This window comes from Limisphaera ngatamarikiensis (assembly GCF_011044775.1).
Classification (GTDB): Bacteria; Verrucomicrobiota; Verrucomicrobiia; order Limisphaerales; family Limisphaeraceae; genus Limisphaera; species Limisphaera ngatamarikiensis.
Map to the genome: position 1 here is coordinate 299,355 of NZ_JAAKYA010000053.1, position 22,899 is coordinate 322,253.

A 22,899-nucleotide genomic window follows, 5' to 3' on the forward strand; every position below is an offset into this window, starting at 1 on the left:
AATCCGGGGAAGTTGGAACTTCAGGACAGGTGTGCGGCGGCTTGCCCAGCAGGGGTGGTTGCGGGGAGACTGGGGCCATGGAATGGCCTGCGGACTATCATATGCACACGCCGCTGTGCCGGCACGCCCGGGGTGAACCGGTTGAATACGCCCTGCGGGCTCGAGCGTTGGGGTTGCGGGAGATCGGCTTTGCGGATCATGCGCCGATGCCGCAGGACGATTTTGATGACTGGCGGATGCGCGCCTCGGAGCTGGAGGCGTACGTGGCGGCGGTGGAAGCGGCGCGCAGGGCGGTGCCGGAGGTGAAGATCCGGCTGGGGTTGGAAGTGGATTATCTACCGGGGTTGGAGGGGTGGATTCGCGAACTGGCGGGCCGCCATGCGTGGGACTTTTTGATCGGGTCGGTCCACTATGTCACGGAGGATTGGGCGATTGATCATCCCGGGCAGGTGCGGCGGTGGGAAGGTGTGGATCCGGCCTCGGTGTGGCAGGCCTACCTCGAGCGATTGGAGGCGGCGGCGGGCAGCGGGTTGTTCGACATTCTGGGCCATGTGGATTTGCCGAAGAAGTTTGGGCATCGGCCGCCGGCGGAGCTGGCGCCGCTGTGGCGGCGGTTGTTTGAGGTGGCGCGGCGCGCGGGCTGTGCGATTGAGATCAACACGGCGGGTTTGCGCAAGCCGTGCGGGGAGATGTACCCGGCACCGGCATTGTTGCGGATGGCGTTCGAGGCGGGCGTGGGGTTGACCTTCGGATCCGACGCACATGCGCCGGAGGAGGTGGGCTCGGACTGGGCGGAGGCGGTACGGTTGGCGCGGGCGGCGGGCTATCGGGAGACGTTGCGATGGGAGGGGCGTCGGAAGGTCGGGGTGGAACTGCCGGAGTTGCCGGCATGCCCGGTGCGTTCGCAGGTGGTGGAATGAGTTGTGGCCGCGGGTCAGGTCGCCCGGGTGGCAGGGCTGCCCTCGGTGCCGAGGGCGCCGGCGATGGTGCGCAGGAGTTTGTCGTGGTCAATGGGTTTTTGGAAGAAGGCTACTGCGCCGATTTGTTCGGCCTTTTCCCGGTGCCGATCCGGGTCGTCTGCCGAGATGATGATGACCGGTTTGTGCCAGTCCTGGTAGAGGCGTTCCAACCATTGAACGAGGCTGAAACCGCTCCATTGGGTCCACGTTTGCGGGTTGGGTGGCAGATGAATGTCCACGATGAGCAGGTCGGGATTTTCGGTTCGGACGATTCGCAGGGCGGTTTCGGCGTCCGTGGCACTGAGGGGTTGATAGCCGGCGGCCTGGAGTTTGATGCTCAGGGCCTTCACCACGACGGGATCATCGTCCAGGATCAGGATCTTTTTGGTGCTCATGGTTTGTGCGTTTGTCGGCCGTCCGCCCACCCGTCCTATAAACCAGCCGGGGGTGGATGGCAACGGACAATTGGGCCGGGCCCGGCGGGTGCGGCGTTCGGGACGGGCGGGGCGAGGCTGTGGCGGAGGAGCGCATGGGGTCGCTGAGTTCGGATGCAGGGCAGGATCGGGCACGCCGGGTGCGGGCGTTGTTTGATGCGATTGCCCGGCGATACGACTTGATCAACGACCTGCAATCGGCGGGGCTGCACCGGTTGTGGAAACGGCGGATGGTCCGACTGGCGGGGGTGGGGCCGGGTGATCGTGCCCTGGATGTTTGTTGCGGCACCGGGGATGTGACAAGACGGCTGGCAAGGTCGGGTGCGGAGGTGGTGGGGGTGGACTTTAGCGAAGCGATGTTGGAAGTGGCGCGGGCACGGGCCCGACGTTGGGGGATGGCGGGCGAACGGGTTCGGTTTTTGCAGGCGGACGCGATGCATTTGCCGTTTGCGGCGGAGACGTTTGATGCGGTGACGGTGGCTTACGGGTTGCGGAATCTGGCGGACTGGCGTGAGGGTTTGCGGGAGTTGGTCCGGGTCACGCGGCCGGGCGGTCGTGTGGTGATTTTGGATTTTGGGAAGCCGGAGCGGTCGTGGTGGCGGCGGCTGTATTTTGGGTATTTGCGTTGGGTGGTGCCCTTGTGGGGTGCGTGGGTGGCCGGGGATCGGGCCGCCTATGCCTATATCCTCGAATCGTTGGAGGCGTATCCGGCCCAGCGCGGGGTTGAACGAGCGCTCAGGGAACTGGGTTGCGACCCTGTGGAGGTGATCAACCTCATGGGCGGGGCGATGAGCCTGCACCGGGCTGTCAAGAAGGGGTGACAGGGGTGACGGTGGGGACCGGACCCGGGTCCGAGCTGGATTGCGGGTTTTGGAGTGCGTCCGCCAGGCCGCGCCGGGCCATGCGTTCCAGGGCTTCAATCCACAGGGGATGTTCGTTGAGGCAGGGAATTTGGGCGTACTCGCGTCCGCCGGCTTCGAGGAAGGTTTCCCGGCCGCGGATGCCGATTTCCTCGAGGGTTTCCAGACAGTCCGAAACGAAGGCCGGGCAAATGACAAGGAGACGTTGGATACCGGATCGTGCCAGACGCGCGATTTCTTCGTCGGTGTACGGGCGCAGCCATGGGTCGCGGCCCAGGCGGGATTGGAATGCTACGGACCAACGGTCTTTGGGGAGGCCGACCTGTTGGGCAAAGAGCTCGGCGGTGCGGAAGCATTGGTGGCGGTAACAGGTGGCATGGGCCGGACTGGGGACGTGGCAACAGTCCGGGTGGATCAGGCAGTGGCTCCGGGTGGGGTCGGTCTTTCGGATCTGGCGTTCCGGTACGCCGTGGAAGCTGAAGAGCAGGTGATCGAACCCCTTCTCCAGCCAGGGACGGGCGCTTTCGATCAGGGCGCGGATGTAATCGGGGTGATCCGGATAGGGCGGTTCGACGGTGAGCCGGATGTGCGGGGCCTGGCGGGCCACGACTTCCTGCACGCGAACGACCGCGGTTTCATAGCTGGACATTGCGTAGTGGGGGAACAGCGGGATGAGATGTACACGGTCGATGCCCTGCCGGGCCATGCGGTGGATGGTGTCCGGGATGGAGGGGTTTTGGTAGCGCATGGCCAGTTCCACGGGCAGGCCGAGCCGTTCCCGCAATTTCTTTTGGACGTTGCGGCTGATGACAATGAGGGGGGAGCCTTCCGGGGTCCAGATGGTCTGGTAGGCATGGGCGGATTGTTTGGGTCGGCGGATGAGGATCATGCCGACGATCCAGCGCCGCAACAGCCAGGGCACGTCGATGACGCGGGGATCCATCAGGAACTCGTTCAGGTACCGGCGGACGTCCGGCACCGACGGCGAGTCCGGGGAACCGAGGTTGACCAGCAGGACGGCGGGATTCATTGGGTGTCAGTGACTGGATTGGTGCCAAAACACGGCGATGCGCTCGCCCATGCGCAGGCCGGAGAGGATGGAGTCGCCCAGCGAGATGCCGTCGCGATAATGCCCGCCAAAGAACAGGCCGGGGCAGCTCTGTTCCAGCTCCTCCATTCGCCGGCGGTGGTCGCCGTAGCCGAGGTTGTACTGCGGGATGGCCCGGGGCCAGTAGTAATGATGGCGGAACGTGGGCTCCCCCCGGACGCCCAGCAACACTCGCAGATCCTCGCAGGTGATGCGGTAGAGTTCCTCCGCGGGGAGACCGGCCAGTTCGGGTTGTCGCTCGCCGCCGATGTAACTGGTGAGGGTAATGTGACCGGCCGGGGCGCGGTTCGGGAAGAGCGATGAGGAGAAGATGGTACCGAGGATGCGAAACCCCTCCACGCGGGGGATGAGCATGCCGAATCCGCGGCACGGGTGGGCCACGTCTTCGCGACGGAACCCCAGCACGACGCTGGCCACCGGTGGATAACGGATCCCGCCCAGGAAGGCCAGGGAATGATCGCCGCCGGTTTCCAGGGCGATTTCGGCGAGCTTGAAGGCCGGGGCAGCGAGCAGGACCGCGGCGTGCTCGCAGATCTGTTCGCCCTCCGGGGTCCGGACGGTCACCTGCCAGGCGTGCGGCAGCCGGCGTAGTCGGGTGACGGTGGACTGCAACCGGACGGCCGACCCCAGACGTTCGCGGAGCGTATCGGGCAGGACCTGGAGCCCCTCGTCGAAAGAAAACTTGGGTGCACGGTCCTTGGCCACTTCGCCCCGCCGTTTGCGGGCCCGGGCACCGAAGATCTGTCCGCGGATGAGCGAGCCGTACTCGCGTTCCAGCGCGGCGAGTTTGGGGAAGGCCTGCTGGACCGAAAGCCGTTCGGGGTCGCCGGCGTAGATGCCCGCGACCAGGGCATCAATGGCGCGTTCGAGGAACTCCTGGTTCAGGCGCCGGCGGACGAAATCGGCGATGCTTTCCTCCCGGTCATCGCGTTTGGGCGGTACGAAGGGTTCCCGGAGCACGGCCCATTTGGCGCGCCAACTGAAGAGGCGGGTGGTGAAGAAACCCAGTGGTGAGCCGGGCATGGCCACCGGTCGACGATCTCGCACGAGGTAACGGGCGCTGGCGCGCGGGTCCGGATCCAACCGGCGCGCGCTCAGGCCCGCATCGCGCACCAGTTGGGTGATGCGGGGCGAGGTTTCCAAAATGGTGTTGGGCCCGAATTCGGCCAGGAAGCCGTTGACCCGGACCGACCGTATGGCTCCGCCGACCCGGTCGGTTGCCTCATACACCACCACGGGCACTCCGCGCCGCTGCAGCTCGAAGGCCGCCGTGAGCCCGGTGATCCCTCCCCCGACCACCGCCACGGGCGGCCGGACCATGGTTTGCTTCCCCGATTCGTTCATCCCTTGATCACGCGGCTGAAGAGTAACCCAGAGGTCACCCATCGCCAAATGCGAACGGCCGGGTTCAACCCAGGTCTCGTGGGCCGCCGTTGCCGGCGGTTTGGCGTTCCGACGGGAATTCGCCCGGGCAGCGGCGGCGGCGCGGGCTCCGGCCGCGCCCGAGGGGCTCGGGGCGTGCGTTCGGGCGGGTCCATGGGAATGAAGACCGCCCGCGAGCAGGCCGGCCCGTCAGCCGTGCCCACCCGCGGGCAGTCCCACCGCGCTCGATGTCCCAACCCTGACGAAAGGCCCGGTCAACCGGTCAAGGCACACTGATCAGGCGGAAGAACACGCTGCCCGGCTCCGTGCTGATGGGTACCGTGACAGGGCTGGTGGTACCGCCGGGGTAGTCCACCCAGTTGGTGCCGAGCCCGAGGGCCAGGCTGTTGGTCTGCCACTGCAGTTTGAACCTCCCGGTCCAGGAGAACCGGATGCCGTCGGCGGTGCGCTCGAAGTTGAGCGTGGGCGGTGCGGTAACGGCCTGGACCTCGATGCTGCCGTCCTGGGCCAGCCGGTTGATCCACGTGGCGCCGCCACCAACGATGGTGAGGTTCTGACCGTTCACCACAGGTTTGTTGAAGATCGGGAACCGATCGCCGACGGCCAGGGTGGGACCGCGATTCACGACGTGGATGGTGCCCTGGCCCAGGTTTTGGGGTGTTCCACCCACTTCGATGATGTCGTGCGGTGGCAACGGGCCTGCCGCGGCTTTGTTGATTTCGATGACGATGTCACCACCCAGCAGCAGGTCCCCGCCGATGACCAGGGTGCCGATGGCGCCGGGGGCCGGCCCGGGCAACAGTTGTGTGCCGGATTCGGTCTGGACCATGCCCTGGATGGGGCCCGTGCCACCCAGGGCCCCGCCGTACACATAGGTGGCGGCGCCCCAGTTTTCACCGTTCACGATGAGCGTACCGTTGCTCACGGTGGTGGAGCCGTAGTAGGTGTTGGTGGCGCCGAGGATGATAACGCCCGGCCCCAGTTGCAGGACCGAGCCGGAGCCGGAGATCACGCCGGGTATCGTCAGTTCGCCCTGGCGGTGGAACACCAGCATGCCGTTGTTGACGACGTTGCCGGTGCCGAGTGAACCGGTGGCGCCGCCGTCGCCGACCTGGAGGATGCCGGCGTCAATGGTGGTGCCGCCGGGATAATCATTGTCTCCGGTGAGGATCAGGCGCCCGCCGCCCGCGTGCCACACAGCCCCGCGATTGGCCGGTGCGATGTCCGGAGAAACCACACTGCGGATGTTGCCGGGGAAGGTGACGTCGTCCGGCCGGTTGAACACCAGCAAACGGCGGGTGTCGTTGTATTCCCAGCTGTTGGTGAAGATCACGTCCCCGACGATGGAACCGGCGCCGGGGGTGAACCCGTCGCCCAACACGATCGCACCCCCGCCGATCCACGTGCCGCCGGTGTAGGTGTTGGTGCCGAGGAACTGGACGCCGCCGTCGTTGAAGTTGTTGACGTCTTTGAAGACCACGCCGGTGCCCACGATGTTGTTCGAGTACACGAACACCGGGGTTGCCGGCCAGATGCCGTCCTGGCGCACCAGCCGGAGCAGGCCGTGATTGGTGACGACGGAGCTGAGCAGTTGGCCGGCGTTGCCCCGGCAGGGCTGGAAGATGGCGCCCGGCTCGATCAGGGTCCAACCGGTGTAGCTGTTCGCCCCGATGGCCATGAGCCAACCGCGCCGGACGATGAGGTTGCCGGTCCCGGTGAGGATGCCGTTGCCGGACAACGACCACTGTCCGGTGCTGTCGAAGATGAGGGTTCCGTTGTTCTCGACGGGCGCGGTGGCGGCGAGTTTGCCCGTCGACCCGCCGTTGCCGATCTGGAGCGTGGCCAGGTTGGTGGTGCCGCCGGTGTAGGTGTTGTCGGCCTCAAGAATCAGCGTGCCGGGCCCCTCATGCCGCAGCGAGCCGGTCCCGCTGATGACCCCGGGGATGGTCAGGGTGCCCGAGCGTCGGACAACGAAGCTGCCGTTGTTTTCCACCGGGCCCGATCCCACGCTGCCGGTGGGGCCGCCGTCGCCCACCTGCAGAATGCCCTGCACGGTTGTGCCGCCGGTGTAGGTGTTGTCTCCGGTCAACACCCATTTGCCCGAGCCCACCTTGGCAACGGCGGTGGCGCCCCCGCTGTCGGCCAGGGACCCGGCCAGGGTATTGTCGGCCTCGCTGGTTCCGCCAAGGGTCAGGACGCGCTGGCCGGACCCGCTCAGGGCGACGGGCCCGGGGTTTTGCAGGCGCAGGGCGCCGGTGCCGCTGGCCAAGATTTGACCGCCGCCCGTGCCGAGGGTGAACAACCGGTCCGAGGTCGTGCCCGGCCCGTTGTAGAGCAATGTGCCGCCGTTCAACACGAGATTGGCCGCGTCCGCACTTGAAGCGCCGATGTCGCTGGGTGCGCCTCCATTGGCGAGGGCGCCCACCTGCAGCACGCCGCCCCCGACGATGGTGGGACCCGTGTACGTGTTGGCCCCGCCGGCGAGGGTCAGCAGACCCGAACCGCTCTTGGTGATGCCGCCCGAGCCGCCGATGTTGTTGGCGCCGCTGGAGGTGATGGTGTAGGCCCTGGCGCTGTTGTTGACCAGGACCTGCAGCGGTTGGACCGGCGCGTTCACGGTGATTTCAGTCGTGCCGGTGGCGGCATCGCTGAACAGAACCCAGCCGCCATTGGCAAACAGGGTGGGGTTGCCGGCGTAGATCCAGTTGTTGGGCGTGGTCAGGTCCCACGAACCGTTGTTGCCGCCGGTCCACACGTAAGCGAGGTCGGTCACATTGAGATAGAGCGTGTTCCCCTGGACACTCAGGTTACCCACGGCTCCCTGGACGAGGCCGAGAACGAAGTTGGGTGTCGAGCCCGAGCTCCATGTCAGCAGGGGGTAGCTCTGGTTGATGGCGAAAGATCCGCCGAGCACCTCGATCACCACGGTACCCGCCGAGGCGAGGGTGTTGGCCGCCAGCGGGGCGGCGGTGGTGCTGGTGACGTTGTCAAAGGCCAGTGTGCAACCGGATTGAGTGCCCAGGGTGAGCGTGCCGGGCGTTACGGGGGCTGCACCGACTCGCACCTCCAACGCGGCGCCGTCCGCCACGGTAATGTCGCCGGTGCCGGTTTTGCCCCCTTGGAAAACCAGGCGGCCGGCGTGCACCACGGTGGGGCCATTGTAGGAGGCCGTTCCCGCTAGAATCACCCTGCCGGCTCCAAATTTTTCCAGCGAACCGCCGCTGCTGGTCAGGGCGGTGGCGAGCACGACGTCCTGCCCGCCGCTGTCCAGCTTGTACTGCTGAGCGGCTGCGGTGCTGAATGCGGGCGAGTAATCGAATGTGTTGGCCGCGCTCCAGCGCAACGTGCCGCCTTCGAACGAAATCGTGCTGCCCTGTCCGAGCGGGCCCGACACCCCCGGGTTTTCTGGCCCGTTGACGACCAGGGTGCCGCCGGCCAGCCGGATGGAGCCGCTGAAGGTGCCCGCGCCGGAGAGCATCAGCGTGCCGCTGCTGACCTTCAATACGCCGGCTCCGTTGAGTGCGTAGGGGAGACTGGCCACGCCGGTGGGCGCATCGTATTCGAGGGTGCCGGCGTTAACGGCCAGGGTGGGCGTGCCGGTCATCCCGTCCAGCAGGTTCGGGCTTTTCAGTACGACCGTGCCCTCGTCAATGGTCAGCGGACCCTGGATGGGACTGTCGAAATGCGCCTCGTCCACCCGGGTCCAGATCAACCGCCCGGGACCCTGTTTGGTGATGATGGTGGGGGAATTGTTGTCGGCGCGGAGATGGTGGTTGACGATCCAGTCGCCGCTGCCGCTGAACAGCAGCGTGTGGGCACCGCCGCCGCCGTAGCGGATGCGCACCTGGGCATTGATGGTGGCAGGTTGGGCGGAGTTGTTGATCAGTGTGTGGGTTTGCCCACCCTGGCCGCCCCAAATCACGTCAATGAGGTTCGTGCCCAGCAGGCCAAACGTAAACGGCCCGGCGCCCGGCTCGATGGTGATGTTGTTCATGCGGATGGCGAATTGGGTGCCGACGGCGCCGTAGAGGGTAACCGCATGGACCTGGTTGGAGGTGATGTAGAAGTCGCGGCCGAGCTGGCCGAAGGCGCCCTGAATCCCTCCGGTGGTAAAGGTGAGGAAGAGGTTGCTGCTGGTGCGGCCGTCCCAGACCATGATGTCGTTGGGCTGCGGTATGCCCGGCGGATCCCAGTTGGTCTCGAGATCCAACCGTACACCGTCGCCTGCACCGGTCCAGTAGAGGGTTGCCTGGCCATGGGCCGCGGTGGCGGCCAGGGTGAGGCCCAGAAGGAGGCTGCGTCGTATCCAGGTTTGTATCGTTTTCATGGGTACTTGGGAGGTTTGGTGGTTGGCCGGGGTGAGGTTGGGCGAGTGGTTGAGGTGCTCGGGGTCGGCCAGGTTGGGGACGACCCGGTGTCGCGCGGCTGGCACGGCAGAAACCGGCACCGCGCAGCGGTGATTGGGTTTCACCGAACCGCTGACCGCCCCGCTTGCGCCGGATTGGCGCGTGGCTGGTTGCATGGCTGCCGCGCCCGGACCCGTTCCCGGCCCACGGGTTTCCCGCCCGGCCGTGCGCCAACGTTCTCCACCCGGGGAACGCGGCCCCGGTCGGGGCATCGGAACGGGTCTGTTTGGGCTTCTGCACAACCATATTTGCCGGGCTTGACCGGATCTCACACCGGCGCCAGTGTCGAACCGGGCGTCCGGGCCTGCGGTTGGGGCGCCCGGCCCGGCGGCGGCCCCTTGCGGCAGCTGCGAAGCGCGAGTACGGCCCCGCGGTGAGAAAAGAGGCTGGTGACCGGCAAATGCCCTGAAGAGGACCGCCATGGACCGGCAGCCGGATCTGAATCAAATCCTGGACGATGTGGCCCGGGGCGACGTGGACGCGTTTCGGTGGATCGTTCGTCGCTACGAACTATCGCTGCGCAGCTACCTGTGCAGTCAGGTGTACGACCTGGACGTGGTGGACGATCTGGCCCAGGAGGTGTTCATCGCGGCGTTTCGGAATCTGTCCAGCTTCCGGCGGGGGGAGGATTTCGGTCGCTGGTTGCGGGGCATTGCCCGTCTGAAACTGCAGATGTATTTCCGGGCCACGGCACGGCGGCAAAACGCCATGGAACGGTTCCGCGAGGAGGTCAGTCACCTGCTGCGCGAGGAGCTGGAGCAGGAGGCAGCCGGGCATCAGGCGGCGGCGATCGAGGCCTTGCTGCGATGTATCAACCGGTTGCCCGACCGGTTGCGCCGGGTGGTCCGGGCCGGATTGGACGGCACGAAGCCGGCGTTGCTGGCGCAGGCGCTCTCCACCACGGTTGGCGCCGTTTACAACCTGCACTACCGGGCCAACCAGTTGTTGCGGGATTGTGTGCGAAAGGAACTGGCCGATGGATGATGACCTGCGGGATCTGTTGATGGCCTGGGGCGGCGGGACGCTGGAGGAGTCGCGGTGCGAGACCTTGCTGGCGCGGCTCCGGACCGACCCGGCATTTCGCCGCGAGTGCGCCCGGCAGATTCACATGCTGGGGATGCTGAAGGTGGTTCAGGCCCCTTCGCCCCGCTGGCTGCGTATCGAAGAGGAGCTGCGGTCGGAACCGGCCCCGGCGGAAGTTTCGGCGGGGAAGGGTTCCCCCGTGGAAGGGCGCGTCATGGAGGCGCTTCGCGCCGGGGCAATGGTCAACCGGGTCCGGCGGTTGTGGTGGGTGCCGGCACTGAGCCTGGGGTTGGTTTTGGCGGCGGGATTATGGTGGGGCATGCGATATCGGCCAACGCCGCCACCGGTGCCGTTGCATTTGCGGGAGACGTTGGGGGTGGTGGTGCAGGCGGATGAGGTGGTGTGGGACCGTGGCTCGACCCACCGACCGCACCAGGATGACCTGCTGGAGCCGGGTTGGCTGCGACTCCGCTCGGGTCGGCTGGCGCTGGCCCTGTTCAACGGGGTGCGGCTTTACGTGGAAGGACCCGCAGCGGTTCAGCTCCGATCGTTGTCCCACGTGTACTGTGAACAGGGGCGACTGTCGGTGCACGTGCCGCCGCAGTCGGAAATCACGGACTTTACGATCGCCTCACCCGGCGCGGCCATTCGGGATCTGGGCACCGAGTTTGGTTTTAATGTGTCTCCGGACGGGTCGGCCGAAGTGATGGTGTTTCGGGGATCGGCGGAGGCCTCGGTGCTGGCACCCAACGGGACCACCTTGCGCAGCGAGGTGTTGCCGGCGCATGCGCCGGTGCGAATCGTGCCCGAACGCGGCGCGATTGAACCGGCGGCGCTCCCCCCCGGGAGGTTTGTGCAGCCGCCGCGCGTGGAGGCGCGTCCGCTTCAGTTGAGCCCCGAATACGCCCGGGCGGTGCGAGCCGCACAACCCTGGAGTTACTGGCGCTTTGAAGATGCCTCTGCAGGGCGGATCCCGAATGAAATGGAAGGCGGACCGGCGCTGATCATCCGGGGCGAAGTGCGCTGCCGGGAGGTCGGTTCCGGTAACCGGGCCGCATTTTTCGATTCGCGCAGGGCACGTTCCCACCTCCAGACCGAGTCTCCGTGGATCGTTCCGCCGGGTGACTATGCCGTGGAGTTCCTGTTTTCGTCCGAACAGTACAAGAACAGTGCCTTGGTGGGATTGCTCACCCCGGAGGATCAGCATCTGGCACTGGTGGAACTGACGGCGCGCGATCCCGAGCATCTCGTCCACAAACCGGGCACACTCCGGTACGTGCAGCGGGTCCCCCCGGCGACCTTCGGCGGGGTCAACCTGTTCTCCACCCGCGTATTCTTCCCTTACCGCTGGCATCACATCGTGGCCCAATGCCGCAACGGCCGGCTCGAAATGTACATTGATGGTGCGCTGGCGGCCGCTGCGGATGCGGATCGGGTTCAGTCGGTCGGGCCCTGCCACGTGCTGCTGGGCATGCTCCGGCACCGACCCGATCCGGCCGATGACGTTCGTTCCTTGATCGGCTACCTGGACGAGGTGGCCATCTACCCGCATGCGCTGTCACCGGAGGCGATTGCATGGCATGCGGCCCTGGCCGGGTGCAGCGAGGAAGATCCTCAGGGGTCGCGACAGGCCCGGCGGTAGGCCTGTCCGAGTGCGCAGCGGTCGCTTCCGGGCAAGCCCGGGAATTTTCGGCTCCGCCGATCCTGCCCGCGAAAGGATCCGATCCGGCCTGGTCAAAGCCCCGGGAGGCTGGCAGGAAGGTCGGTGCGTCAGGTGGTTGACCCCGGCTTTCGCCGGGAGCCCCGGGCGGCGGGCGATTGGGATGAGGCGCGGCCGGTCGTTGCGGGCAACGGGGGCGGCTGGCCGACCGCGCGGGGGTTGGAAGGTTTCGATGTGTTTCTGCTGGCTGTGGCATGTTCCCGGCGACGCCATAGCGTCTCGCGACGGCGCGATTCGTCGCGTAACAACGCCTCGGCAGACCAACCGTGGGCTTGGGCCACTTCCACCAGGGCCCACAACTGCCGGGCCAGTCGGCGCGGCGTCCACCGGTCCGCAGATGCCGGGGCTTCGACGTGCTCCGTCTCTGGTTCTGCATCGGGCAGCAGGCCGGCCTTGCGCGCTTTCTTGATCAGCTCGGTGGCCCGGAGCAGGGCCGGCAGGTGTCGCGGAATGCCGTCGAAGACCGAATCCGGAGTCCGCCCCCGTTGCCGCTTCTCCTCGCGTTTGAGCTCGTCCCAGCGGGCCAGGACCTCCTCGGCGTCCCTGACGGCGGCTTCACCGAACACATGCGGATGGCGATGGATGAGTTTTTCCGTGATGCGCCGCGCCACGGCGTCGAAGTCAAAGGCGCCCCGTTCGCGCGCCAACTGAGCGTGAAACACCACCTGCAACAGCACGTCCCCTAGCTCCTCCAACAACGCTTCGTCGTCGCCGGATTCGATGGCGTCCAGCAGTTCGTACACCTCCTCCACGGCGTACATGCGGAGGGTCCGGTGGGTTTGTTTTCGGTCCCAGGGGCATCCCCCGGGCCCGCGCAGCCGGGCCATGACCTCCAGCAATTCCTCAATGGCAGGGCGTTTCCGAGATCGCATGACCCGGCTCAGGTAGCTGCGAGGGGATCATGAATCAAGGTATTTCAGGCGGTCGGACGATTCTTGAACAGCCGGGGACGTCGGGCCCGGAGGACGGAGCACGGACCTGAAGTTGCGTGGTACCGGCCGGGCGCACCCGGTGGGATCGGGTTGGTTGTGGCGGAACCCCTCCGGAAGCGTGCAGGCCAGCCTTGAATTCTTGTGAAAATGTGGGATGGGTCTACTCGTCGACCGGGCGCCGGTCATAACTTGTTTCCCGCCCCGGCTGATGGAGGCCCTTATGAAACGATCCAACCCCTTCGTTCGGTGGGCGCTGACGCCGTCGGTTCTTCTGGGGTTCACCCTTGCCCTACATGCCCAGGTCGTGGTGGAGCGTACGGTTGTTACCGTGACCGCGCCCGACCCGGAAGCAGTCGAAGGCAGTGACAACACGGGCCTGTTTGTCTTGCACCGTCGCGGCAACCTTGACGTCCCGATTTCCGTGCAGTTACGGATCACGGGCACGGCCAGCAACGGCGTGGACTATGCGGCCCTGCCACTGGAGGTCACCGTGCCGGCCGGCGTGGAGGAGGTTCCGTTGGAAGTCAAACCCATCGCGGACGAGCTGGACGAGGGTGTGGAGACGGTGGTGCTCCATGTGGAGGAACTGCCATGCATTGCCATTTGGCCGCCGCCGCCCCAGTGCTATGCCGTGGGGCGACCGGCCGAAGCCGTGGTCCGGATTTACGACGCGCCGGGCCGGTTTCCGCCCAGGGTCGCCATCGTGCAACCCGAACCGGGCACGGTGTTCCGAGCCCCCGCGGATGTCCGCGTGGAAGTGGTTGCCCGCGATCCGGACGGTTACGTTCCCCGCGTGGAGTTTTTCGCCGATGGCCAGCGCATCGGCACGCGCACGGTGTTTTTCCTCATCCCGCCGCCGCCGGGCGAGTCCCAACGATTCGACTGGGTATGGTCCAATGCTCCCGTGGGCCTGCACGTGCTGACCGCGGTGGCCACCGACGATTCCGGGCTTAGCTCCACGTCCGCCCCGGTGGAAATCCGTGTTCGCGAGGCGCCCTCGCTGCCACGGGTGTGGATCGAGGCGCCCGATCCTTATGCAGTGGAGCCGTTGCCGATGACACCCGGGTTTGACCCGGCCCGATTCGTTCTGCGGCGCGAGGGTGGGGATCCAGGCAGCCCCCTGACGGTGCGCTATCGTGTGGGTGGAACCGCTTCCAACGGCGTGGATTATGTGGAGTTGCCGGGCAGCGTCACCTTCCCCTCCGGCGCCCGGGAGGTCGGCCTGACGATCCAACCGTTGCCGGACAATGAGGTGGAGGACACCGAAAGCGTGGTGATCCAGTTGGTTCAACCGGATTGCGCAACCCAGGTTGGGCCCGCGCCCGGTTGTTATCTGGTCGCGGACCCGGCCCGGGCCGTGGCTTGGATTCGCGAGATGACCCGGACCAACCGACCACCATTGGTGAAGCTGGTCAGTCCGCCCCCGGGTGCGGTTTATCAGGAGCCGGTGGATGTGCGGTTGGTGGCCCTGGGCAGAGATCCGGACGGGTGGGTTGTCACGGTAGACTTTTATGCCGACGGACGCCGACTCGGAACCGTAACGAACCAGTTGGCCATCTTGCCCGAGCCGGACGCGGAACTGACGCCGGCCGGCCCCGTGGTGCCCGCCCACATCCCGGCCCTCCCGTTTGTCTGGGTCTGGACCAATGTGCCGGCGGGAGAACATCAGCTCGTTGCAGTGGCCACGGACAACCTTGGCGCCCGCACAGAGAGTCCGCCGGTCCGGATTCGCGTCCTGGAAACGACCGCACCGCCCGTGGTCCGGATTCTGGCCACCGACCCCATTGCGCGTGAAGGCACCACCAACACCGCCCGGTTCCAGATCCTCTGCTCCAGGGCCTTGGACACCCCATGGACGGTCTACTACGAGGTCGGCGGTACTGCCACACCGGGTGAGGACTACAAGGAGCTGCCCGGCCGGGCCGAGATCCCTGCCGGTGCCCGGGCCGTTCCGGTAGAGGTGGTGGCTGCGGCAGATAACCTCCGGGAAGGGCCCGAAACGGTTGTGGTTCGATTGATTGAACCCCCCGTGGATGCTGTGCCGTATCGGGTGGGCCAACCCTCGCGGGCGGCGGTGCTGATCCTCGACGCCGGGGCGCCCGTGCCGCGTGAGGCCCGCCTGGGCGACGGCACCGTGGGATTGCTGTTGCTTCGCCTGCCCGGCGTACCTTGGCGCCTCGAATGGTCCACCAACCTCGTGGATTGGGAGGTGGTGGGCAGCTGCGGCACCGGCGCAGGTGAAACTCTTCCCGTCCTGGATCCGGACGTGCCCCAGGTGCCCATGCGGTTCTACCGTATCGTGCCCGAGTACGGTCCGGCTGACGTGGACAATTGAAGCCGGATGAAATTCCGTCCATGCACGAACAAGCGCACCGCGCGCTGCACGGCCCCTCGCGTTTCGAAAACTGAAGACCGGGCTTGAACTTTCAGCCGCTCGGGTACGGATCTGGCGTTTCAGACGGTCGGGGCTCCAAGGATGGTTCGCGCCGGGCCTTGCCTGGTTGCACTGCACCCTGCCAGGGTCGGTTCCTGTTGTTCCGGCCCGGTGGGCTTCGAGGAACGAGCGGTTTTTTCAGCCCGGGAAACCTTGCCGGAGACTGCGGGTCTGTCCAAATTGCGGTGCGTGAATTGGTTACGGAGAACATGGAAGGAAGCGACACCCGGTCGCCGGCTGGACAGGTGCATCGTCCTGGTCTTCGTCGCAGCCGCCACGGCAGGCGTCCTTTGGGGTGCCGGTGCCCCGTGCCTGCACGCTCAGGTGGCGCCGGACCCGGATGGCGCCACCAACGCACCTGCGAAACTCTGGAGGGGCAGCGCCTTCCTCGGCCTGACGTTGACCCGGGGCAATAGCGAGACGTTTCTGGCCAATCTCAGCCTCGACGCTCGGAGAAAGGCCCCACGATGGGAGTTCGGTTCCGGCCTGGCCGCCGGCTATGGCGAATCCACCGTGGACCGCGACACTGAAAAAACCGCCGAGTACGTCCGCGGCTTCGGTCAGTACGATCGCAAGTTTCACGAGCGTGGCTACCTCGGTCTTCGTTCGGACGCGGAATACGACGCCATCGCGGGAGTGGATTACCGGGTGCGGGTCAGCCCCCTGGTGGGTTGGTACCTTATCCAGCGTACCAACGTTGAGTTGCGGGCGGAATTGGGTCCCTCATGGGGATTCGAAAACCTCGCCGATCGGCCGGCCGACCAGTACACCGCCTTCCGCGCCGGCGAAAGGTTCGAGTACCAGCTCAATGCGAACACCCGACTCTGGCAGACCCTCGAATACATCCCGCAGGTGGACGCCTGGGATACAAAGTTCCTCCTGATTGGCGAGCTCGGTGTGGACGCGGCCATGACCCGGTCGGTCAGTCTGAGCCTGGTGCTCCAAGACAACTACAACCATTCCCCACCCCCCGGTCGGAAAGCCAACGACCTGCGGATTGTGGCCGGGCTTCGTTACAAGTTTTAGGTGTGCCGGCAGGTCGCCTACGGGCTCCGGCTCCTCGAAGGTTTCAACGCCCATCCAGGTCCTCACGGCAAAGGATGCGAAAGCCGTCTTTTGGACAGGGCGGTAGGAAAACGAGGCCTCTCGTCCACCTGGTCAGGCAACCGGGGCGCAAGCCGACGGCAGGAGCCGGGCCTCAGCCAAAAAAAAGATGGAGCCAATGGCCGGATTCGAACCGGCGACCGACGGTTTACGAAACCGTTGCTCTACCACTGAGCTACATTGGCCCTCGAACGATGCGGCAACTGCGGCTCGTATTCGGACCCGCAGGCCGATCATGAGAGCAAGGTACCAGAGGCGCTGGCACCGGACAAGTCCCGGTCCCGATGAGGATCATCAGCCCGAACTCTGGTCGCCCTGTAATGGACGTGACCCGCTCGCCCCGGCAGCCGTAGGTACAAAATCCGTCAGCCGCTGTTGGTTGTCGCCCGGGCGGAAACCCGCCGCGTGTGACCTCAAACGGTGGCTCCCGCCACTGCCCACTGGAGCCGCCGGAGGACGGCCCCAACGGGTGTCACTCTGGCCGGGCTCCCGTAGTTCGAATGCCGCCCTCCATGCGCAGCGCCCCGGCGACTTCGAAGTCCTGACGAGTTCTCGGTAGTTCCGAGCTTTTTCCCTCATCAGGGCCGGACGGCCCGGCGACGTCTCCCGTGGTGGGACGCCGATGTCGTTGGCCCGACCGAGCCCGAGGTGGCGCAAAACGGGGGCCACGATTATAGTGTGCCGTGCTAAATAACGCACCGGACCACGTCGACATGACGCACCGGACCACGTGGACCGGCCCTGGAACCCCGGGCTGCGGCACTGGTTCAGCCACCGCCGCCGCCACGGCGTTCAGCCTGATCGAACTGCTGGTGGTGCTGGTGATCCTGGGCCTGTTGGCGGCCATGCTCCTGCCGGCCCTGGCCCGCTCCAAGGACCGCGCCCGTACCATCGCCTGCCAGAATCATCTGCGTCAGCTCCAAACCTGCTGGTATCTTTACGCCGGCGACCATGCAGACGTGCTGCCGCCCAACAACTCCGTCTACAGCCTGACCACGGGCGATCCCCTGGCGCGGGGCGCCTCGTGGTGCCCGGGCAACACCCGGCTCGACGTCGAACCCACCAACATCCAGAAGGGGCTCCTGTTCCCCTACAACCGTTCCACAGCCATTTACCGGTGCCCGGCCGACCGCTCCACGGTCGAAACCCCCGAGGGCCGTCCTCTCCCATACCCGCGCACCCGCAGCTACAACATGAGCCAGTCCGTCAACGGCTGGCCCGAGTTCGATCCCGTTCTGGCCCGCATCATTCCCTCGTACAAAAAATTGACCAACATCCGCTCGCCCAGCCCCGCGCAACTGATGGTCTTCCTCGATGTGCACGAGGATTCCATCCTGGACTCGCTCTTCGGCATACCGGTGACCGGCGTATGGGGAGATCGCCGCGAATGGTGGGATGTCCCGGCCGATCGACACGCGCAAGGCTGCAACCTCTCGTTCGCCGACGGGCACGCGGAACATTGGCGCTGGCGGGTGCCGAAAAGGGTCCCCACCCGCCTGGCACCTACACCGGTCCCCGCCAGCGAACTGCCCGACTATCTCCGGGTCCAACAAGCCGTCCGCCAGAGCTGGGAAACCCCTTGATCCGCCGGCAGACCTGCCCCCCGATACGCCTGCCGCCGGTTCACTTCCGCTGAAACGTCCCCATCCACTCGGCCTGCGCCACGATATGCCCTTTCATCGCCTCCAACAGTCGTGCGCGATTCAAACCCGGCGGCAGGTCGAGTTCGCAGTCCAGTGCGTACAGCCGGAAAAAGTAGCGGTGCGGCGGCCCGGGCGGTGGCAGCGGCCCGCCGTACCCCAGACGACGGAAGTCATTGATACCCTGCCGCGCACCCCCGGCGAGGTACTGGGTCCTGGGTTGATCCTCGGCGAGACCGCGGGTTTGAGGGGAAAGGGCGTACACCAGCCAGTGGGTCCATGTGCCCATGGGTGCATCCGGGTCCTCCACCACCAGCGCCAGGCTCCGGGCTTCACCCGGCACGCCACTCCACTCCAACGGCGGGGAGATGTCACGACCCAAACCTGTGTATTGTTGCGGGATGACGGCACCGTACCCAAATGCGGGACTACGAATCTCGAGTTTCATGTTGGGCCTCCAGCAGTCGGGTGGCTCAACACAAGCGGGGGAAACCCTCCGCCCGGTGCGGCCCTGCCCGTCCCATCATACCCCCGGGCCGGTTCCGAATCGAGCCGGGAAACGCCACCTTGTAACAGTCGGTCCCACTTTCTGCATTCGAACACCGCAGAACGCGACTCAACTGTTGCGGCGGGGCGAACTTCCCAACCGTGTGACCGTCGTAGTATTCCGAGGCCCGATCCCTGCGCCCTCCGGTCCGGACCATTCACGGGAGACACTGCGTCCTTACGGTCCTTTTCTGCGGGACCTCGGGGGGACGGCGTCCTTGCGATCCATTGCCCCAGGCCCCGGGAGACGGTCTCCCCGCCAGCCTCGTGAGTGTGCCGGCACAGGGTTGCGCAACGCGGCGCAGGGCCAAACCGCCCGGGCCCTTCACGGCAATGGTCCAGAGGACCTTCCTGTGTGGCGTTCCGGTTCATGCTTCCATGCGTGATCTTGCAGCCCGTCTCTGTGTCCGAGGTGTGTGCCCCTCTGTGCCTCGGTGGTTTTGTTGACCTCCGTGTCCCTGGGGTGGATTCGGAGGGCCGCGGAGGAGGGTGCCCTCTCCCGCCGACTCCATCGCCCCGGGCGCCGAAGCGCACATTCGGACGTGTCACCGCGTCCATTGTGCGGCAAACTGAGCCCGTGAAACGGACGATGGGACTGCTCAGGATTTGGATCCTTGCCGGGTGGTTCGCCAGCGTAAGCGCGGTTCTCGCGGCCGGACCGGCGTCGCCGGCACCCCGGGACACCGTTTACCTCTTCAGCACCTTCCGTGAACCGGAACAGGACGGCCTACTCTTCGCTTACAGCCCGGACGGTCACCATTGGACCCGGGTGCCCGGCCGATTCATGGAGCCGCGCGTTGGCGGCAAGGTGTTCCGTGATCCCAGCATCTGTCGCGGCCCGGATGGCATCTGGCACCTCGTTTGGACCAGCGCGTGGCGCGGCGACCGCGGCTTCGGCTACGCGCGGTCCCGCGACCTGGTTCATTGGGAGGACCAGCGCTTCATCCCCGTCATGGAACATGAACCCGAGACCGTCAATGTCTGGGCTCCGGAACTTTTCTACGACGCGCCCCGCAACCGGTTCATCATCGTCTGGGCGTCCACCATCCCGGGCCGGTTTCCGGATTACCTCGAACCCCGCACCAACAATCATCGCCTCTACTACACCATTACCCGTGACTTTCGGCAGTTCGCGCCCACGAAGCTTTTCTGGGACCCGGGTTACAGCGTGATTGACGCACAGATCGTCTTCACCGACCCGGGCTATGTGCTGGTGCACAAGGACAACACCCGCCCTGAACGCCGACTCCGCGTGGCGTTCGGGAGCTCGCCTCTCGGCCCCTGGCGCGACATCTGGCCCCCCATCACCGAGCCCTTTACCGAGGGCCCCTCGGCCCTCAAGGTCGGTGACGAGTGGATCCTCTACTACGAGGCTTACCGCGACGGCGAATACCGCGCCCTCAAAACCCGCGATTTCCGCGTCTTCAGAAACGCCACCCGGGAAATGACCTTTCCCCCGGGGCTGAAGCACGGCACGGCCTTCCGCGCCACGCGCGCAGACCTGGAGCGGCTCTTGCAGGCCGGTGCCGCCGCCGGGCAACCGTGAGCGCCCGTCGCCACGCCGGTCCGCCATCGCCCCCCGCGACGTCGGCCGGCGGTTCACACCAACGGACCCAGCCGAAGCAACCGCATCACCGGTTCGCCCGCGGCATCCGATGCCGCCAGGTCCACCTCCCACTCGGCCACCCAGTCGTTGTGCCCTTCGGGATCCACCAACATCTGCTGGACCGTCCATTTGGCGTCTTTGCCGGCGTGCGGCAGCACGTGGGTGTGTCGCCGGTTGCGCGCTTCGGGGTCCATGCTCAGCCGGACATGGTCCCGGAGGTACGTTTCCAGGGCGGATTCCAGCCGCGCCACCGTCCATGGCACCCCCTCCGCGTCTTCCGGTGCGCGCAGCTCCGCCAGGGCCGCCTCAAATTGTCGCGTGCTCCAGGCGCGCAAAAAGGTAAAGATCCGGTTCCGCACCAGGCCGGTGAAGGTGGTGGGATCGGCCGTGACGCCGCCCCCGGGCTGCTCGGCGGGCAGGCTCACCGGCTGTCCGGTAATGCGTGCCCGTTCCTCGGCCACGCGTCGTTCGTACTCCGGGTCGCGCATCTGCTCCCATTCCTCCAGCAGGCTGGAATCGACGGTCCGGATCATGGTGCCGAAATAGAGTTCCATCTCCCGGATGGCGTCCGTCTTGGCCGGTTCGGGCACGGTTTGTTTGAGCACCTTGTAGACGCTGTGCAGGTGCCGGAGCAGCAGGCCCTCCACGCGTTGCAGCTGGTAATCCCGCACGTAATCGTCAAACGATCGAAATCCCTCGTACATTTCGCGTGCAATGCTTTTGGGTCGGATGTTTTCCTGCCCCACCCAGGGATGCCGCTCCGCAAACGCATTGAAGGTCCCGTAGATGAAATCGCGATTCGGCTTCGGGTACTCCAGTTCCTCCAGCCGTTCCATCCGTTCCTCGTAGGGGACTCCTTCAGCCTTCATGGCGGCCAGGGCTTCGGCACGCACCCGCTCCAACTGGCGCCACAGGATCGGCTCCGGGTCCTCCAGAATCGCCTCCACCAGGGACAACACGTCCAGCGCGTACTGCGGCGATTGCGGGTCCAGGATCAACAGCGTCTCCAGCAGATAAAGCGAGAGCGTCTGGTCCAGCGAAAAATCCTCCTGCAGCTCCACGTTCACCCGCAGCTTCGGCAGGCCCCGGGCATCCCGCTGTTCCCGCGGCACGATCTCGATCACGTTCCGGTTCACCATCGAGCGAAAGAGCTGCCAGGCCCGCTTGAAGTGTTCCTTCTTCTGCCGCGGCGAATCGTGACACCGCCGGATGATCTGTTGCAGGGCGCGACAGCCGTCCTCATCCGGCCGACTCAACACATGCAACAACATCCCGGGACTTACCTGGAACCGTGAGGTCAACCGCTCCGGCGCCGCCGTGATCAGCCGTTCGAACGTCTTGCGGTCCCAACTGATCCGACCCGGCTCGGACGATTTTCGCCGGGTCACCTTGCGACCCTCCCGGGCCGCTTTTTCCTCCAGCTTTTTCCGCTCGATCACCTCCTCCGGCGCCTGCACCACCACCCAGCCCTTCTCGTCAAAGCCCTTTCGCCCGGCCCGACCCGCGATCTGATGAAAGTCCCGCGCACTCAACAGCTTCACCTTTTCCCCGTCGTATTTGCACAGCCGCGTGAACACCACCGTCCGGATCGGAATGTTCACCCCCACACCCAGCGTGTCCGTCCCGCAAATGATCTTCAGCAGACCGCGCTGCGCCAGCCGTTCCACCAACACACGGTACTTCGGCAGCAACCCCGCATGATGCAGACCAATCCCCTGCCGCAACCACTTCCGGATCTCCGGCCCGTACGGCGAGTTGAAACGCACCGTCTCCAGCTCGGCCGCAATCTGCTCCTTCTCGGCCCGCGTGCACAGCGGCAGGCTCATGAAATCCTGCGCACTCTCCGCCGCCTCCGCCTGCGTGAAATGCACCACGTAAATCGGGGCCCTGTCCTCCGCCAGCAACCGTTCCACCGTCTGCGCCAGGGGACGCTCCGACCATTCATACTCCAGCGGTACCGGCCGCTCGGACCCGTTCACCGTCACCGTCGGCCGCCCCGTCAGCCGCGTCAGTTCCTCCTCGAAAAACCGCGTGTCCCCCAGCGTGGCCGACATCAGCAAAAACCGCGTCTGCGGCAGCGTCAGCAACGGCACCTGCCAGGCCACGCCCCGGTCCCGGTCCGCGTACCAGTGGAATTCGTCCATCACCAGATCGTCCACGGGCGCCTGCGCACCCCGCCGCAACGCGATGTTCGCCAGGATCTCCGCCGTGCAGCACAGAATGGGAGCCTGCCGGTTCACCGACGCGTCCCCGGTGGACAACCCCACGTTGTCCGGACCAAATTCTCGGCACAAATCCCGCCATTTCTCGTTCACCAGCGCCTTGATCGGGCACGTGTAAACCGCCCGCCGACCCCGCGCCAGCGCCACAAACAACATCGCCATCGCCACCAGGCTCTTGCCCGATCCCGTCGGCGTCTGCAGGATCACGTTGTGCCCCTCCAACACCGCCAGTAACGCCTCCTCCTGCGCCGGGTACAGGGTCATCCCCCGGTCGGCGACGTACTCCAGAAACCGGTCCAGCAGACTTTCACTGGACACGTTGTCCGGATCTCGCACCAGCAGGTCGTAGAGTGTCAGCCCCATGCAAAAATCCATTCTGAGGGATCCGCCGGATCAGGTCCGCGCCCCGCCAAGGGCGCCGGCAGAAACCCGCCGCTCCCCCAAAGCCCTGCCCACCGTTCCAAAGACCAGCAGTTTGGGCAACCCGCCATGCCCGGTAAAGCCGCCGCCCACCCAACCCGG

General features: G+C 66.0%; 15 protein-coding genes and 1 tRNA gene. 8 read left to right on the top strand and 8 right to left on the bottom strand.

Annotated elements, in window-relative coordinates; all coding sequences use genetic code 11:
- Positions 1 to 77: 77 nt before the first annotated feature.
- A complete protein-coding gene (locus G4L39_RS09075; RefSeq protein ID WP_165107617.1) occupies positions 78 to 920 on the top strand; it encodes a histidinol-phosphatase HisJ family protein in 843 nt (280 codons plus the stop codon).
- Positions 921 to 934: 14 nt separating this feature from the next.
- On the opposite strand, the gene G4L39_RS09080 is transcribed toward G4L39_RS09075, so the two are convergent.
- Entirely contained in the window at positions 935 to 1,354 is a 420-nt protein-coding gene (locus tag G4L39_RS09080) for a response regulator (protein WP_165107619.1), read from the bottom strand.
- A gap of 56 nt (positions 1,355 to 1,410) precedes the next feature.
- On the opposite strand from G4L39_RS09080, the gene ubiE reads away from it, so the two are divergent.
- Positions 1,411 to 2,214 (top strand): bifunctional demethylmenaquinone methyltransferase/2-methoxy-6-polyprenyl-1,4-benzoquinol methylase UbiE, encoded by an 804-nt coding sequence (gene ubiE, locus G4L39_RS09085; protein ID WP_205880896.1) that lies wholly within the window; start codon positions 1,411 to 1,413, stop codon positions 2,212 to 2,214.
- On the opposite strand, the gene hemH is transcribed toward ubiE, so the two are convergent.
- The 3 genes from hemH to G4L39_RS09100 form a co-directional block, all read right to left on the bottom strand.
- Positions 2,201 to 3,283, bottom strand: coding sequence for a ferrochelatase (gene hemH / locus G4L39_RS09090; protein WP_165107621.1), 1,083 nt, complete (start codon positions 3,281 to 3,283; stop codon positions 2,201 to 2,203). The genes ubiE and hemH overlap by 14 nt on opposite strands.
- A gap of 6 nt (positions 3,284 to 3,289) precedes the next feature.
- A complete protein-coding gene (hemG, locus tag G4L39_RS09095; protein WP_165107623.1) occupies positions 3,290 to 4,705 on the bottom strand; it encodes a protoporphyrinogen oxidase in 1,416 nt (471 codons plus the stop codon).
- Between the two features lie 301 nt (positions 4,706 to 5,006).
- Positions 5,007 to 9,071, bottom strand: coding sequence for an autotransporter-associated beta strand repeat-containing protein (locus G4L39_RS09100; RefSeq protein ID WP_165107625.1), 4,065 nt, complete (start codon positions 9,069 to 9,071; stop codon positions 5,007 to 5,009).
- A gap of 499 nt (positions 9,072 to 9,570) precedes the next feature.
- On the opposite strand from G4L39_RS09100, the gene G4L39_RS09105 reads away from it, so the two are divergent.
- Positions 9,571 to 10,134, top strand: a complete 564-nt coding sequence (locus G4L39_RS09105; protein ID WP_165107627.1) for a sigma-70 family RNA polymerase sigma factor — start codon at positions 9,571 to 9,573, stop codon at positions 10,132 to 10,134.
- Positions 10,127 to 11,815 (top strand): LamG-like jellyroll fold domain-containing protein, encoded by a 1,689-nt coding sequence (locus G4L39_RS09110; RefSeq protein ID WP_165107628.1) that lies wholly within the window; start codon positions 10,127 to 10,129, stop codon positions 11,813 to 11,815. Before G4L39_RS09105 ends, G4L39_RS09110 begins: the two co-directional genes overlap by 8 nt.
- A 128-nt stretch (positions 11,816 to 11,943) precedes the next feature.
- On the opposite strand, the gene mazG is transcribed toward G4L39_RS09110, so the two are convergent.
- On the bottom strand, positions 11,944 to 12,765 hold the full coding sequence (gene mazG, locus G4L39_RS09115; RefSeq protein ID WP_165107630.1) for a nucleoside triphosphate pyrophosphohydrolase: 822 nt from the start codon (positions 12,763 to 12,765) through the stop codon (positions 11,944 to 11,946).
- 280 nt (positions 12,766 to 13,045) lie between these two features.
- Here mazG and G4L39_RS09120 point away from each other — a divergent pair, with 280 nt between their 5' ends.
- Together G4L39_RS09120 and G4L39_RS09125 are read left to right on the top strand one after the other, a co-directional pair.
- Positions 13,046 to 15,160, top strand: a complete 2,115-nt coding sequence (locus tag G4L39_RS09120) for a Calx-beta domain-containing protein (RefSeq protein ID WP_165107632.1) — start codon at positions 13,046 to 13,048, stop codon at positions 15,158 to 15,160.
- Between the two features lie 288 nt (positions 15,161 to 15,448).
- Positions 15,449 to 16,285 carry a DUF481 domain-containing protein gene (locus tag G4L39_RS09125; RefSeq protein ID WP_165107633.1) on the top strand — a complete coding sequence of 279 codons (837 nt, stop codon included), beginning with the start codon at positions 15,449 to 15,451 and terminating at the stop codon, positions 16,283 to 16,285.
- Between the two features lie 188 nt (positions 16,286 to 16,473).
- Here G4L39_RS09125 and G4L39_RS09130 read toward each other — a convergent pair.
- Positions 16,474 to 16,548, bottom strand: a tRNA-Thr gene (locus tag G4L39_RS09130).
- 528 nt (positions 16,549 to 17,076) lie between these two features.
- On the opposite strand from G4L39_RS09130, the gene G4L39_RS09135 reads away from it, so the two are divergent.
- The gene (locus G4L39_RS09135; RefSeq protein ID WP_205880898.1) at positions 17,077 to 17,946 is read left to right on the top strand and encodes a prepilin-type N-terminal cleavage/methylation domain-containing protein; all 870 of its coding nucleotides are present in this window, start codon (positions 17,077 to 17,079) and stop codon (positions 17,944 to 17,946) included.
- 40 nt (positions 17,947 to 17,986) lie between these two features.
- Here the strand turns inward: G4L39_RS09135 and G4L39_RS09140 are convergent, their stop codons facing one another.
- Positions 17,987 to 18,451: a YbhB/YbcL family Raf kinase inhibitor-like protein gene (locus tag G4L39_RS09140; protein ID WP_165107637.1), complete on the bottom strand. Its 465-nt coding sequence runs from the start codon at positions 18,449 to 18,451 to the stop codon at positions 17,987 to 17,989.
- Positions 18,452 to 19,126: 675 nt separating this feature from the next.
- On the opposite strand from G4L39_RS09140, the gene G4L39_RS09145 reads away from it, so the two are divergent.
- Entirely contained in the window at positions 19,127 to 20,095 is a 969-nt protein-coding gene (locus G4L39_RS09145) for a glycoside hydrolase family protein (RefSeq protein ID WP_205880899.1), read from the top strand.
- 53 nt (positions 20,096 to 20,148) lie between these two features.
- Here the strand turns inward: G4L39_RS09145 and G4L39_RS09150 are convergent, their stop codons facing one another.
- Positions 20,149 to 22,740: a DEAD/DEAH box helicase gene (locus tag G4L39_RS09150; RefSeq protein WP_165107638.1), complete on the bottom strand. Its 2,592-nt coding sequence runs from the start codon at positions 22,738 to 22,740 to the stop codon at positions 20,149 to 20,151.
- Between the last annotated feature and the right edge of the window lie 159 nt (positions 22,741 to 22,899).

Bases quoted from the DNA above. Each gene is read 5' to 3' on its own strand.
- G4L39_RS09135 (WP_205880898.1), top strand. From the start codon at position 17,077: ATGACGCACCGGACCACGTGGACCGGCCCTGGAACCCCGGGCTGCGGC.
- G4L39_RS09075 (WP_165107617.1), top strand. From the start codon at position 78: ATGGAATGGCCTGCGGACTATCATATGCACACGCCGCTGTGCCGGCAC.
- hemG (WP_165107623.1), bottom strand. From the start codon at position 4,705: ATGAACGAATCGGGGAAGCAAACCATGGTCCGGCCGCCCGTGGCGGTG.
- G4L39_RS09080 (WP_165107619.1), bottom strand. From the start codon at position 1,354: ATGAGCACCAAAAAGATCCTGATCCTGGACGATGATCCCGTCGTGGTG.
- ubiE (WP_205880896.1), top strand. From the start codon at position 1,411: ATGGCAACGGACAATTGGGCCGGGCCCGGCGGGTGCGGCGTTCGGGAC.
- G4L39_RS09100 (WP_165107625.1), bottom strand. From the start codon at position 9,071: ATGAAAACGATACAAACCTGGATACGACGCAGCCTCCTTCTGGGCCTC.
- mazG (WP_165107630.1), bottom strand. From the start codon at position 12,765: ATGCGATCTCGGAAACGCCCTGCCATTGAGGAATTGCTGGAGGTCATG.
- G4L39_RS09120 (WP_165107632.1), top strand. From the start codon at position 13,046: ATGAAACGATCCAACCCCTTCGTTCGGTGGGCGCTGACGCCGTCGGTT.
- G4L39_RS09110 (WP_165107628.1), top strand. From the start codon at position 10,127: ATGGATGATGACCTGCGGGATCTGTTGATGGCCTGGGGCGGCGGGACG.
- G4L39_RS09105 (WP_165107627.1), top strand. From the start codon at position 9,571: ATGGACCGGCAGCCGGATCTGAATCAAATCCTGGACGATGTGGCCCGG.
- G4L39_RS09140 (WP_165107637.1), bottom strand. From the start codon at position 18,451: ATGAAACTCGAGATTCGTAGTCCCGCATTTGGGTACGGTGCCGTCATC.
- G4L39_RS09150 (WP_165107638.1), bottom strand. From the start codon at position 22,740: ATGGGGCTGACACTCTACGACCTGCTGGTGCGAGATCCGGACAACGTG.
- hemH (WP_165107621.1), bottom strand. From the start codon at position 3,283: ATGAATCCCGCCGTCCTGCTGGTCAACCTCGGTTCCCCGGACTCGCCG.